The organism is Hymenobacter rubripertinctus (assembly GCF_003583925.1).
GTDB classification, from domain to species: Bacteria; Bacteroidota; Bacteroidia; order Cytophagales; family Hymenobacteraceae; genus Hymenobacter; species Hymenobacter rubripertinctus.
The window spans coordinates 101,011-114,159 of sequence record NZ_QYCN01000006.1 but is presented as its reverse complement, the minus strand read 5'-3'; the positions used below and the strand labels follow the sequence as shown (position 1 = coordinate 114,159).

10 protein-coding genes are annotated in these 13,149 nt (G+C 59.0%); 5 read left to right on the top strand and 5 right to left on the bottom strand.

Going from position 1 to position 13,149, the window contains the following annotated elements; translation table 11 throughout:
- Positions 1-21: 21 nt before the first annotated feature.
- The 5 genes from D0T11_RS23325 to rpsF all read right to left on the bottom strand — a co-directional run bounded on the left by D0T11_RS23325 (position 22) and on the right by rpsF (position 5,408).
- Positions 22-2,730: a GSCFA domain-containing protein gene (locus tag D0T11_RS23325; RefSeq protein WP_119654880.1), complete on the bottom strand. Its 2,709-nt coding sequence runs from the start codon at positions 2,728-2,730 to the stop codon at positions 22-24.
- 174 nt (positions 2,731-2,904) lie between these two features.
- Positions 2,905-4,134, bottom strand: a complete 1,230-nt coding sequence (locus D0T11_RS06050) for a toxin-antitoxin system YwqK family antitoxin (protein ID WP_147374538.1) — start codon at positions 4,132-4,134, stop codon at positions 2,905-2,907.
- A gap of 99 nt (positions 4,135-4,233) precedes the next feature.
- Positions 4,234-4,677, bottom strand: coding sequence for a 50S ribosomal protein L9 (gene rplI, locus D0T11_RS06045; RefSeq protein ID WP_119654878.1), 444 nt, complete (start codon positions 4,675-4,677; stop codon positions 4,234-4,236).
- 97 nt (positions 4,678-4,774) lie between these two features.
- Positions 4,775-5,026 carry a 30S ribosomal protein S18 gene (gene rpsR / locus D0T11_RS06040; RefSeq protein WP_119654877.1) on the bottom strand — a complete coding sequence of 84 codons (252 nt, stop codon included), beginning with the start codon at positions 5,024-5,026 and terminating at the stop codon, positions 4,775-4,777.
- Positions 5,027-5,036: 10 nt separating this feature from the next.
- A complete protein-coding gene (gene rpsF, locus D0T11_RS06035; RefSeq protein ID WP_119654876.1) occupies positions 5,037-5,408 on the bottom strand; it encodes a 30S ribosomal protein S6 in 372 nt (123 codons plus the stop codon).
- 438 nt (positions 5,409-5,846) lie between these two features.
- Here rpsF and D0T11_RS06030 point away from each other — a divergent pair, with 438 nt between their 5' ends.
- The 5 genes from D0T11_RS06030 (at position 5,847) to D0T11_RS06010 (ending at position 13,139) form a co-directional block, all read left to right on the top strand.
- Positions 5,847-7,142, top strand: coding sequence for a cytochrome c3 family protein (locus D0T11_RS06030; protein ID WP_245990623.1), 1,296 nt, complete (start codon positions 5,847-5,849; stop codon positions 7,140-7,142).
- 149 nt (positions 7,143-7,291) lie between these two features.
- A complete protein-coding gene (locus D0T11_RS06025) occupies positions 7,292-10,309 on the top strand; it encodes a TAT-variant-translocated molybdopterin oxidoreductase (protein ID WP_119654875.1) in 3,018 nt (1,005 codons plus the stop codon).
- Positions 10,310-10,424: 115 nt separating this feature from the next.
- On the top strand, positions 10,425-11,879 hold the full coding sequence (gene nrfD / locus D0T11_RS06020) for an NrfD/PsrC family molybdoenzyme membrane anchor subunit (RefSeq protein WP_245990621.1): 1,455 nt from the start codon (positions 10,425-10,427) through the stop codon (positions 11,877-11,879).
- Positions 11,872-12,396, top strand: coding sequence for a DUF3341 domain-containing protein (locus D0T11_RS06015; RefSeq protein WP_119654874.1), 525 nt, complete (start codon positions 11,872-11,874; stop codon positions 12,394-12,396). The genes nrfD and D0T11_RS06015 overlap by 8 nt, the downstream gene beginning before the upstream one ends.
- Positions 12,396-13,139: a c-type cytochrome gene (locus tag D0T11_RS06010; protein ID WP_119654873.1), complete on the top strand. Its 744-nt coding sequence runs from the start codon at positions 12,396-12,398 to the stop codon at positions 13,137-13,139. Before D0T11_RS06015 ends, D0T11_RS06010 begins: the two co-directional genes overlap by 1 nt.
- The last annotated feature ends 10 nt before the right edge of the window (positions 13,140-13,149 follow it).

Below are 13,149 nucleotides of genomic sequence, written 5' to 3'. Positions count from 1 at the left end.
TACCAGGGCCGGGTTTTCTTTTTAGTTGTTTTCGGCGGCGGCGGGCGGCTCAGGAGTAGCCTTCTTTCGGGCCGGTGCCTTGGCTTTAGGCTTGGCCGCCGGTTTCTTGGCCGCCGGTTTTTCCACCGGTTCCGATTTGGCAGCGGCCGGGGCCGTTTTGCGCGGTTTGGCGGGTGCTTTAGCCTTGGCGGCCGGTTTGGCCGCCAAGGCTTCCTCCAATTGAGCAGCCGCTTTCGGAACTGCTGCCGCAGTCTTGGCTTTCGCCGGGGCCTTTGCCGCTGCCTTGGGTTTCGACGCTGGTGTTGCTTTCGCCGCCGGAGCTGCTTCCGCTTTCGGCTTGGCTTCCGGCTGGATAACGGTTGGCGCCGGGGTGGCCCCGGCTACCGGGGCCGCAGGTTTGGCTTTCGGCTTAGCCGGGGCCCGTTTACGCGGGGCTGCCTTAACCGGAGCGGCCGCCTCCGTTGCGGGAGGAGCCGTTGGCGCCGGGACAGCCGTTTCCGGCGTAGCGGCGGCTACTGGCTTAGGCTTGGCTGCGGGCTTACGGCGAGCGGGTTTCTTGGCCACTGGAGCCTTTGCAACAGCTACCGGAGCTTCAGCAACCGCAGCCGGGGCAGGAGTAACCGTGGTTGCCTGGCCGGACTGTTCAGTGGCCAAGGCTTGCGGTTTAGTCGTTTCCGCAGGCGTGGCTGTCGGAGTCTTTGCGGCTGGCTTCCGTCTGGCGGCTGGCTTTTTCTTCGCAGGAGCAGGTACTGCCTCCGGAGCGGCGGGCGCTGTGGTTGCCGGCTTAGTCGGTCCTTCCGCAGTAACTGCCACTGCCGCTACCAGGGTAGCCAATGCCTCTGCTGCGGCCGGGGCAGGGGTGGTTTCAGCTTCCGCTCCGGTTGCTACCGGCGCTTCCGTTTCCGCCGCATACAGCGGCTGGCGCGCCGCGCGGCCGCCAGTGCGTTCCGGCGATTCGCGCTTGCCTCCGCGCCGGTTGTTGCGGCTGCGGCGGTTGCCGGTTGCTTCCTCGGCCGGTGCTTCCTCGTTGGTTGCGGCGGTTTCCGATGCTGCCTCGGGCGCAGTAGTAGGTTCATCAGTGGCCTGCACTCCGGAATCGGGGTTGCGACGCGGGCGGCGCAGCTCTTCCTCGGTTACATACACTACCTCGGTGGCCGTTTCATCGTCTGACTGCTCTATAATTGCATCGGCGGGGGCGGGCTGCACTGCTACCACGCTGCTTTCGGGCTGAAGTTCCCCGGATGTCTGCTCGGCCGCGAGACGGGCGTTCTTGCGCTTGGTGCGCTTGGCCCCGCCGCGGGAGCGGCGTTTCTTGCGGTGCTCCGGTTCACCTTCGGTTTCCGCGTCCGAATCATCCTGCTCGGACTCTGCCAGCGCCGCCGCCGAGTACGCCTGGTCGTAGGCCGATTCCGAAGTTGCAAGGGTTTCAGTCGGAGTGGCAGCTGCCTGGTGGTCGTCGTAGTGCTCCTCGTCCTCGTCTTCCAGCAGTACGCCGAAGCCGGGACGCAGGATGCGGGCCTGACCGCGGTCGGTGGCATCGTCGTCGTCGGAATCCTCACGCGGTTCCGGGGCACGGACGGGCTTGCGTTCCGCGGGTGCGGGCCTGCGAGTGGCTGCCGGAGTAGGAGCAGGGGGCGCCGGTGCTGCCGGTGCTGCCGCCACGGCGGGCTCCTCATCGAAGGAGCCGATGTCGATGCGCTCCTCGCCGTCGTCGTAATCCTCCGGTTCCGGCGCGGCGGATACCACGGGCAGGGGCAGGTTGGCCAGCTCGCGCTCCACGTGCAGCAGCTCCATACGCACATCGGCCTGCCCGGCCACCTTGCGCAGGCGCTCCAGGGTGGTCGCCAGAAACTCCCGGTGCTCGGGCGACGCCGGGTACAGCGGCCGGTGGTTCAGACTCTGCCGGATGCCTTCCCACTCCTTCTTGAACCGGCCGAATGCAGCATCGAAATAGGTGCGCGTAAACCGCTCCCAAACGTAATTTTCGGCTACCTCCGAGGGGTGCAGCATGTCGGAGGCGTAGAAGCGGTAGTCCCGCAAATCGTCCATCAGCAGCTCGTAGGCCGGGAAGTAAGTCACGTCGGGCAGCAGCTCACTGAGGTAGTGGCAGGCCACGCGCAGCATGGCCTTACTGGCCGAGTTGAGCACCAGCGTATCCTTCAGGTGGCGCACCGGGCTCACCGTCAGAATAAAGCGCAGCTTGGGGTTGATGCGCCGCAGGTAGGCGTGGGTTTCCGCCACGGCCGCAATAATGTCGTCGGCGGTGAGCAGCTCCTTGTCGAACTTCTCGCCCGCAATCTTGTGGCAGTTGTTGATGAGCTCCCCGGTTTCGCGCAGGCGGTAGGCAAAGGCACTGCCCAGGGTGAGCACTACCACGTCGGCAGTAGCCAGGAACACGCCCGCCTCGCGGGTCATCGTCTGGATGCGCTGGAGTAGCTCCACCGGCGTGTCGGCCCCCAACTCGGCGTGCAGGTCGTGGTTTTGCCAGCGGCCCCGGGCTTCCACCAGGTGCTGCTGCCAGTCCATGTCCTCACCGGCGGCGGCGCGCAACAGTTTGCAGGCCGAAATCGGGTTGAAAACGGTGCCGAACGGATTCGCCATAGTCGCGACCTTGAACTCGGTCAGGCGCGAGCCGATGGTATCCGAAAAGCAGGACCCGATGGTCAGCACGCGGGCCGAGGGCGGCAGTTGCTGAGGATGGGGTGTAAGGGGGAGTTCAGTACGAAACATTAGGCTGAATACGGCCCGGAAGAGGCCAACGGACGGGCAACCTACTCAACATCCCGCGTTCGGCCAAAACGACCGGGTGGGAAGAGGGGCCCGAGCAAATGAAAGTGGTTAAATTGCGGATAGGGTATCAACGTAAAAATAGGAGATACAGCTTACGGATTTCGGCAGGATTTATCAGAAACCTATCCAGTATTGCCAATACTCCCGGACCTCACCCGCTGATTCCGCCGGAACAGTAGCTGTTACATAAAGTTGCATTGTCAGGCTGCCGCTATTGTTAACAACGACTACCGTAAATCCGCCCGGTATATAGTGTCCCTGATACGTTGCTGCACTCCAACGGGGCATTAACCGCATGGCATCTCGTATAACTGCTTGCAGAGGAGCATTATCACCGGATACTTCCTGGATAGAGCCGGTCGAATCAAGCTGGCACCTGAGTGCCGAGCGAGCTGGCAACCGTTCATACCACGGCTGGCCCGCATATAGCATCAGCTTACGCCCTAGCTGCTCAGCATAGTCCGGGGGCAATGAGGTATTGCTGGGAAACCGGATTTGCGCCAATACTTTTTGATTCTGCTGTTGCTGCTGGCGGGTGGCGCAGGATAAGCCTAGCTCAAAATCTTCCGCAAGTTTGCTCGGACTTGCCAAAGCAAAAATGATCTGGGAAGCAGTGAGCGTAGCACTACCGTAGACGGGCTTGGTTGCCATACGGCCATGACGAAATTTGCCGCGCGCAAAATTCTCAACAGTGAAAACCTGCTTGTTGTGCGCATAAATACTCTGCCATTCCCCGTGGGGTACACCATCAGCAACAGAACCTTTGAATCGTAAGGTGGAGTGGTTGCGCTTGATATTGCCCGGCAACATTGTCGTATAAGTGGGAGCCAACTCGCCTTCCCAATAGCCGGTTCCATTAGCTACTTGCTGGGTGCCAGTTGAATCCCAATAGGCTACCAGGTATACCGTATTTTCTGCCGAGAACCGTGCTGTTTGCCGACGTTGGCCATTAGTATACCAGTACTGCCACTCACCGCTTGGAATGCCCTGCAAAAGCTGGCCACGCAATGCTAACCGGCCGTTAAAGTGATACTGCTCGATAAGACCGTCCGACTTACCGTCCTGGTAACGTACGCGCAATGCCAATTGGTTGGTATTGATCCAATAGTCGCGCACCTCTCCCCCAAAGTTGCCGTCCGCTGTCAGCCGGGTATGACGGCGAATGCTAGCGCATTCAGATGGGGTCAGTACATAGTCCGCATCATAATACACAACCACACTATCCTCCTGTACAATACGGTAGCAGTCTTTCAAATCTGACATGACAGTAGGAGACGCATGCAGGTTTTGGGCTATTGTAGAATAGCTAAGCGCTACTAAAAGAGTCAGCAGTAAAAAACGCATAAAGCATAAAATGAGTGATGGTAAGAACTAGATAAGATAAAAAATGCCCAACTGCGCAAGAGCAGTCGGGCATTTTCTCAATGTTTCGCGGAAAGCAGCTTACTCAGCTACTACGTTGAAACGGATTTTATGCTTCACCTCGCGGTGCAGGTCGGCCGAAGCCGTGTACTCGCCGACCGACGTGGGGTCAGAGTCGAACGAGAGACGCTTGCGGTCTACCTCGATGCCTTTGGCCTTGAGTGCGTCGGAGAGCTGGAGCGTGGTTACGCGGCCAAAAATTTTGCCGCTTTCCCCTACTTTCGCCAGCACTTCCAGTACCATGTCGCCAATCTGGTCGGCAATGGCCTGCGCGTCACCTTTCACTTTGTCAGCCTTATGAGCAGCCTGACGCACGTTTTCAGCAACGATTTTCTTGTTGGTCTTGTCGGCCAGTACAGCCAGGCCCTGGGGCATCAGGTAATTGCGGCCGTAGCCGGGCTTTACCGTCACGAGGTCGTTCTTGTAGCCGAGGCCCTTAACGTCGTCTTTCAGAAATACTTCCATGTCTTTTTTGAGTTGCTAGTTGTTGAGTTGTCAGTTGTTAGATTCAAAAGGCTTGCTTCAGCTAACAACTGACAACTAACAACTAAATACCAACAACTTATTTCAACGAGTCGGTTACGTAGGGCATCAGCGACAGGTGACGTGCCTTGGCCACGGCCTGGGCTACTTTACGCTGAAACTTGAGGCTGGTGCCGGTAATGCGACGGGGCAGGATGCGACCCTGCTCGTTCACGAACTTCAGCAGGAAGTTCGGGTCCTTGTAGTCGACGTACTTGATACCGGCTTTCTGGAAGCGGCAGTACTTCTTACGAGCGTCCTGCTTATGCAGCTTCTCGTTCGCGAGACTCATTTTACGTTGCTTAGCCAACTGCTTCGGTCGTTTTAGGTTTGGGTTGATTCATTTCGCCTTTGCGGCGACGGCCCGCGTACTCCACGGCGTGCTTGTCGAGCACCGTGGTGAGGAACCGGATGATGCGCTCGTCGCGGCGGAAGGCCAGTTCGAGCACGTCTACGATGTTACCCTCGCCGGTAAACTCCACGAGGAAGTAATACCCAGTGTTTTTTTTCTGAATTGGGTACGCCAGTTTCTTGAGGCCCCAGGATTCAGTGTTGATGATGTCGGCGCTATTTTCCTTAAGCACCTGAGAGAACTTCTCGACCGTCTCTTGCACTTGGCTCTCGTTCAACACGGGAGTCAGAATGAAGACCGTCTCGTAATTTCTTACTGCCATTACGACGGGGTGAAATTGATGTGAAAAAATCAAATGAGGGGCAAAGATAGGAGGATTTCTGCCAACAACTACTGCCCCTCTTACTTTAATACTGTCCGGCCTCTGATTGGTAAAAAATTGACAATCAATTCGCAACCACTCGCTCGCGGCCCGGTTGATTACCAGGGTACCGAAACGGTGCCAAACCAGACCACCGGAAGTGGGCGGGGGAGAGGAAGTTGGCACACCTATATATAACGAGGGCAGGGAAATAGACGATTTAGAATACGTCTAAGCTGTCGTGCGGGGGCGAAAATTAGCCCGTTCAGGTTTGTTCTCTGGGTTTCCCAACCTACATTTGTGGCCTTGAAGCACTCCCGCGTTTCTTTTTTTTAGTCAATCTGTGCGATGGATAGCATCCGATTTCGTTTCCTTTCCCGTCTCTTTCTCGCTCTATCGGTGTTCTTTGCCAGCTTCGGTTACGCCGTGGCCCAGGGAGCTAATCCGGCAGCCGGGGAGGTAGGCTCCTCCAAAAACCCCAGCCAGGTAGGTGTAACGCCCGGCACCGTTGCGGCCGCCGTGCCGGCCGCCGCCGCCGGTACCACCACCGCCGACCCGGCCGCCATCGCGGCCGGCGACGCGCTCTTCAAAGGCAACTGCGCCCAGTGCCACGCCGTGAACGAGGTGGTAGTAGGTCCGGCCCTGGCCGGCATCACCAAGCGCCGCCCCATGTCCTGGATCATTCCGTGGATCAAAAACTCCAGCAAGATGGTGGCCGCCGGCGACGATTACGCGGTGAAGATCTACAACCAGTACCAGAAGCAGCAGATGCCCAGCTTCCAACTCTCGGACGCGGAAATCACTTCGATTGTCGCCTATGTAACCTCGCAGGAGGGCGCTAAACCCGTTATTGCCGTAGCTGATGGCGGTGGTGCCGCCGTCGCTGGCGGTGGGGCAACCGCCGAGTCGGCCGATGCCAGCTCCATGAACATCCTGCTGATTGTGCTGGTGGTGGTGCTGATTGTGCTGGTGGTGACGCTGGTCATCATCGCCAACATCATGAAGGATGTGCTCCGCGGCCGCAAAGACCTGGATGGTCGCGACGTAGAGCAAATGGAGCAGCGCTTCGACTTCGCCCGGATTTATAAATCAACGGCCTTGCGTGCCATTGTTGGGGTTGTCTTCGTGCTGGCCGTCCTCTACGAAAGCGTACAGGGTGCCATGGGCGTAGGCCTGAGCCAGGGCTACCAGCCCACCCAGCCGATTGCCTTCTCGCACAAACTGCACGCCGGCGAAAACCAGATCAACTGCGCCTACTGCCACACCTCGGTGTACAAGAGCAAGTCGGCCAACATTCCGTCCCCGAACATCTGCATGAACTGCCACTCGCAGATCAAGACGGAGTCGCCGGAAATCAAGAAAATCTACCGCGCCATTGAGCGCAAGCAGCCCATTCAGTGGGTGCGCGTGCACAACCTGCCCGATCTGGCCTACTTCAACCACTCCCAGCACACGCAGGTGGGCGGAATCGAGTGCCAGACCTGCCACGGTCCTATCCAGAACATGGAAGTGGTGTACCAGTATTCGCCCCTCACGATGGGCTGGTGCATCAACTGTCACCGCGAAACGCCGCTCAATACCAAGGGCAACGGTTACTACGACAACCTCGTGAAGCTGCACGACACCAAGAATGGCGCGGTGCCTTTCACGGTCTCGTCGAACGGCGGCACGGAATGCTCCAAGTGCCACTACTAATTGGGTAACGGAGCGGCTGGCACTAGCGTTTAGTGCCGGCCGCTCCCGCCGCAAAACACCTTCAAATAAGCCAAGCAGTGCACTTGCGGACTATCCGGGAACCAGAATTCCGGTTACTTAGTCCTCAAGACCCTAAGTTCCTAAAACAAATGCAAGATTCGCCTAAGTACTGGAAGGGAATTGAGGAGCTGGAAAGCTCACCGGAGTTCGTTAAGAACGCTCTGAGTGAGTTTGCCGACTTTATGCCGGTGAAGGAGTCCCATGGCACTTCGGATGCTACGGTAGCGCCGCGCCGCGACTTCCTCAAGCTCATGGGGTTCGGCCTGGCCGCCGCTACCCTCGCCAGCTGCGAAACACCCATCAAAAAGGCAATTCCTTACCTCAACAAGCCCGAAGAGGTAGATCCGGGTATTGCCAACTTCTACGCGTCCACGTTCTTCAACGGCCAGGACTACAACAGCGTGCTGGTGAAAACCCGTGAGGGTCGGCCAATCAAGCTGGAAGGCAACCCCGAGTCGCCGATTACCGGCGGAGGCCTTTCGGCCCGTGCCCAGGCGGCCGTGCTGAGCCTCTACGACGGCGCCCGTCTTCAGCACTTCGCCAAGAATGGCGCGAAGGTGGACAAAGACCAGCTCGACCAGGAAGTGCGCAACGCCCTGGCCGGGGCCGGCCGCGTGGCCATCGTGTCGCCGACCATCATCAGCCCTTCGACTAAAAAGGTCATTGCTGAGTTTGCGGCCCGCTTTGGCGGGGCGGAACACGTGATGTACGACGTGAACTCGGCTTCGGGTCTGCTACGCGCCAACGGCGGCGTGCTGCCCGCCTACGATTTCAGCAAAGCCGACATCATCGTGAGCTTCGGGGCCGACTTCCTCGGCACCTGGATTTCGCCGGTGGAATTTGCCCGTCAGTACGTGGCCAACCGGAAAGTATCGAGCGCGAAGCGGGCAATGTCCAAGCACTTCCAGTTCGAGACGAATATGTCGCTGACCGGCTCCAACGCCGATGTGCGGGAGCCGATGAAGCCTTCGGCCCTGGGCGAAGCCGTCGTTTCGCTCTACAACGCCCTGATGGGCGGGGGCAAGCCGGCCGGCAAACTGGGTATGGCCGCCGCCGCGCTGCAAAGCGCGGGTTCGCGCGGCCTCGTGGTGTCGGGTTCCAACGACCCGGCCATCCAGACGCTGGTAACGGCCATCAACCAGAAGCTGGGTTCCGGCGCGGTGGATACGGCCAACCCGTCCTTCGTTCGGCAGGGTGACGACGCCCGTATGGCGCGTCTGGTGAAAGATATGGCCGCCGGCCAGATTGGCGCGGTTATCTTCTACCATGCCAACCCCGTGTTCGACCACCCCATGGGTGCCGACCTGGCTACGGCGCTCAAGAAGGTTAAAACGACCATTTCCCTCAACGACCGCCTCGACGAAACCGGCGCGCTGTGTACCTACGCCGCGCCCGACCACCACTTCCTGGAGTCGTGGAACGACTACGAGCCCAAGCGCGGCTATCTGAGCCTGGCTCAGCCGGTGATTACGCCGCTGTTTGCCACGCGCCAGGCCCAGGATTCACTCCTGACCTGGGCCGGTAGCCCTACTACCTATTACAACTACCTGCGTCAGCAGTGGCAGGGTGTACTGGGCGGCGGCGACTTCGCCAAGGCCTGGGACAAAGCGGTTCACGACGGGGTGGCCATGGGTTCGGCCCTGCCGGCTCCTGCTGCCCAGCTGGAAGGCACCATGGACGTGAACAGCGCCATTGCCGCCATCAAAGCCGCCAAATCGGGCGGAATTGAGCTGGCTATCTACGAGAAAATTGGGGTAGGTACCGGCGCTGATGCCAACAACCCCTGGTTGCAGGAACTGCCCGACCCGGTAACGAAAGCTACCTGGGGTAACTACGTAACGGTTCCCCGCGCCTACGCCATAGAACGGAAGTGGGAGCAGGGCGACGTGGTAAAGGTTACTGCTAACGGTAAATCCGTAAGCCTGCCCGTCCTGATTCAGCCCGGCCAGGCCGCCGGTACCATCGGCATTGCCCTCGGCTACGGCCGCACGGCTGCTGGCAAGGTAGCCAACGGACTCGGCGAAAACGTGCTGCCGCTGGCCGTTATGCGCAACGGGGCCATCAGCTACACCAACGCGGTGCAGATGGAAGCTACCGGCACCCAGTCGCCGATTGCCCAGACCCAGACCCACCACACCATCATGGACCGCAAGCCGGTGGTGCAGGAAGCTACGCTGGCCCAGTACCGCGAGAATCCTAAGGAGGTAACCGAATACGAGAAGGTTTCAACGCCCGATGGGCTGGAGAAGCCCAACAAGGTTTCCCTTTGGCAGGACTACGAGTACAAGAATCACCACTGGGGTATGGCCATCGACCTCAACTCCTGCATCGGCTGCGGCTCGTGCGTAGTGGGTTGCCAGGCCGAGAACAACATCGCCGTAGTGGGCAAGCAGGAAGTAATCAACCGGCGCGAGATGCACTGGATGCGCATTGACCGCTACTACAGCTCCGACGCGCACAAGGAAGACTTCGAGGAGAAAGGCAAGCTGGCCACGTATGCGGCCATGGAAGACCCTTCGGAGAACCCCTCGGTTATTTTCCAGCCGATGATGTGCCAGCATTGCAACCACGCGCCCTGCGAAACGGTGTGCCCGGTACTGGCTACCACCCACAGCTCGGAAGGGCTGAACCAGATGACCTACAACCGGTGCGTAGGTACGCGCTACTGCGCCAACAACTGCCCCTACAAAGTGCGCCGCTTCAACTGGTTCTCGTACTACTCCAACGAGAAGTTCGAGAGCGTGAACGGCCACATGTTCACCGACCTGGGCCGGATGGTGCTCAACCCCGACGTAACGGTACGGGCCCGCGGCGTGATGGAGAAGTGCTCCATGTGCGTGCAGCGGATTCAGCTCGGCAAACTGGAAGCCAAGAAGCAGAAGCGCCGCCCCAAGGATGGGGAAATCGTTTCGGCCTGCGCCCAGTCCTGCCCCACCCAGGCCATCGTGTTCGGCGACATGCGCGACTCAGAGTCGCGGATTTCGCAGTTGTTGCGCCGCGAGGACGGGGAGCGCGCCTTCCACGTACTCGATGCCATCAACGTTCAGCCTAACATCACTTACCTGACCAAAATCCGCAACACGGACAAGTCAGATTTCAACGCCTAATCTCGGAACTTAGCTTGTTGGGGATGCAGGGGTTTGGTTTTCCGCGAGGGCAATCAACCTCTTACCAAACCAAATCCCCAAGTCCCTAAGACCCCAACAACCAAATTCAAACACTATGCAGCACGTATCGCCTGTACGGGAGCCGCTCGTTACCGGGGGGAAAACGTACCACGACGTCACCCAGGACGTGTGCCGCCAGGTAGAAGCCGCCCCGAACATTCGGTGGATGGCCGCCCTGAGCGTTGCCCTTCTGCTCCTCGGCGTTTTCTTCTACTCCGTGTACCGCACCCTCTGGTACGGTATCGGGGAATGGGGTCTGAACAAAACCGTTGGCTGGGCCTGGGACATCACCAACTTCGTGTGGTGGGTAGGTATCGGTCACGCTGGCACCCTGATTTCGGCCGTATTGCTGCTGTTCCGTCAAAAATGGCGGACCTCCATCAACCGCGCCGCCGAAGCCATGACCATCTTCGCGGTAATCTGCGCGGCCATGTTCCCGGTACTGCACATGGGCCGTCCGTGGCTCGCTTACTGGGTATTCCCGCTCCAAAACACGTTCGGCTCGCTGTGGGTGAACTTCAACTCCCCGCTGCTCTGGGACGTGTTCGCCATCTCGACGTACTTCACCGTGTCGCTGGTGTTCTGGTACACGGGTCTGGTGCCCGACTTCGCTACCATCCGCGACCGGGCTAAAGGCCCTATTGCCAAAGTAGCCTACTCGCTGCTGAGCATGGGCTGGACCGGCTCGGCCAAGCACTGGAGCCGCTACGAAACGGTTTCGCTGATCCTGGCCGGCGTCTCGACCCCGCTGGTACTGTCGGTGCACACCATCGTATCGATGGACTTTGCCACCTCGGTTGTACCGGGCTGGCACACCACCATCTTCCCGCCCTATTTCGTAGCTGGTGCCATTTTCTCCGGCTTCGCCATGGTATTGACGCTCATGCTCATTACTCGCGTGGTGTTCAAGCTGGAAGACTACATCACCATCGAGCACATCGCCCTCATGAATAAAATCATGATGATTACGGGCTCGATTGTGGGCGTAGCCTACATCACGGAGTTCTTCATCGCCTGGTATTCGCAGGTCGAGTTCGAGCAGTACGCCTTCATCAACCGCGCTACCGGTCCGTACTGGTGGGCGTATTGGTCGATGATGACCTGCAACGTGATTACGCCCCAGCTGGTGTGGTTCCGCCGCGTCCGTTACAGTATCCCGCTGACGTTCATCCTCTCGATTATCGTCAACATCGGTATGTGGTTCGAGCGCTTCGTGATTATCGTAACGTCCCTGCACCGCGACTACCTGCCGTCGTCGTGGGCCATGTTCTCGCCCACTATCATCGACATCGGTATCTATGTGGGTACGATTGGCCTGTTCTTCACCTTGTTCCTGCTGTTTGCCAAGTTCTTCCCGGTAATCAACATGGCCGAAGTGAAAGCCGTCCTGAAATACACGGTAGACAACGGCCCGACGTACACCGGCCACGATCCTCACCACGCGCCTCAACCCGCTACCACCCACGGAGTGCCTGCCTCGGCCCCGGTAAACTACACTAAGCATGACTAAGCGCTTCGCCCTCGGTATCTTCGACGACGAAGACGTGCTGCTGCACGCCGTGGAGAACGTTCGCGAAGCGGGCGTCAAAATCTACGAAGTCTTCACCCCGTTCCCCATTCACGGAATCGACGATGCCTTGGGCATCGAACGGTCCCGGCTGCCCATTGCGGCCTTCTTCTTCGGCCTAACCGGTCTGGCTTTCGCCCTCTGGCTCCAGATCTACACGCTGGGCTTTGATTGGCCGATGATTATCGGTGGTAAGCCCCACATTGCGCTGCCGGCCTTTATCCCGGTATCGTTCGAGCTGACGGTGCTCTTCTGCTGCCACGGGATGGTCATCACCTTCTATACCATCAGCAAGCTTTATCCGCGCTGGAAAACGCCGGTACTGGACGTGCGCTCCACGGACGACAAGTTCGTGATGGCCATTGAAGTGAATGAAAGCACCGATATGACCAAGCTGACGCAGATTTTGCGGGAGAATGGCGCTTCGGAGGTGAACCAAAAAGAAATGTCCAAGTTCTAATGACGCACTCGCTGAAAGTTTCTCTGCAAGCGTCGGCGGTCCTGCTGGCATCGGTGTTCACCACCGCCTGCAACCGCGCCGATGACCCCGGCCTGGAGTACGCTCCGGAAATGTACACGTCCATTCCGTACGAGCCCCTGACTCAGGTAAACGCCAACGTGGTAAACCCGATGGGTATCAACGAGCGGACGCCCGCCGTGGGAACTATCCCGCGCGGTAAGCTCAGCTACTATTCCCACATCGGCAAAGACGACGTGGAAACGGCTGAAAAAGTCCTGCGCAACCCCTACGCCTATACCAAGGCGCACCTGGAGGAAGGTAAAGTACTGTACTCGCGTGACTGCCAGCACTGCCACGGGGAGCAGGGCGATGGTCAGGGTCCGGTAGGCATCAAGTTCAAGGGCGTGCCCAACTACTCGGCGGGTGCTTACAAAACCATGAACGACGGCCACATCTACCACGTGGTTCAGTGGGGCCGCAACCGTATGATGCCCCATGGCTCGCAGGTGAACCCCGAGGAGCGCTGGAAAATTGCCATGTACGTGCGGGCGCTTCAGCTCGGCAAAGGCCCCGATGGGCTGGATGACATGGTACAGGTTGGTAGCGCCTCGGCCAACGTGCCTACGGCCGACTCAACCATGAGTTCCGGTCAGATGAAAAAGAACCCCACCAAAGCTGGTTCCAACGAAGTGTCGAACAACCCCGGTGCGGGCGACCCGGCCCGTAATGGCAAAGCTATTTAACCCCCTTCTT

Bases quoted from the DNA above. Each gene is read 5' to 3' on its own strand.
- D0T11_RS23325 (WP_119654880.1), bottom strand. From the start codon at position 2,730: ATGTTTCGTACTGAACTCCCCCTTACACCCCATCCTCAGCAACTGCCG.
- D0T11_RS06010 (WP_119654873.1), top strand. From the start codon at position 12,396: ATGACGCACTCGCTGAAAGTTTCTCTGCAAGCGTCGGCGGTCCTGCTG.
- nrfD (WP_245990621.1), top strand. From the start codon at position 10,425: ATGCAGCACGTATCGCCTGTACGGGAGCCGCTCGTTACCGGGGGGAAA.
- D0T11_RS06015 (WP_119654874.1), top strand. From the start codon at position 11,872: ATGACTAAGCGCTTCGCCCTCGGTATCTTCGACGACGAAGACGTGCTG.
- rpsF (WP_119654876.1), bottom strand. From the start codon at position 5,408: ATGGCAGTAAGAAATTACGAGACGGTCTTCATTCTGACTCCCGTGTTG.
- rpsR (WP_119654877.1), bottom strand. From the start codon at position 5,026: ATGAGTCTCGCGAACGAGAAGCTGCATAAGCAGGACGCTCGTAAGAAG.
- D0T11_RS06050 (WP_147374538.1), bottom strand. From the start codon at position 4,134: ATGCGTTTTTTACTGCTGACTCTTTTAGTAGCGCTTAGCTATTCTACA.
- D0T11_RS06025 (WP_119654875.1), top strand. From the start codon at position 7,292: ATGCAAGATTCGCCTAAGTACTGGAAGGGAATTGAGGAGCTGGAAAGC.
- rplI (WP_119654878.1), bottom strand. From the start codon at position 4,677: ATGGAAGTATTTCTGAAAGACGACGTTAAGGGCCTCGGCTACAAGAAC.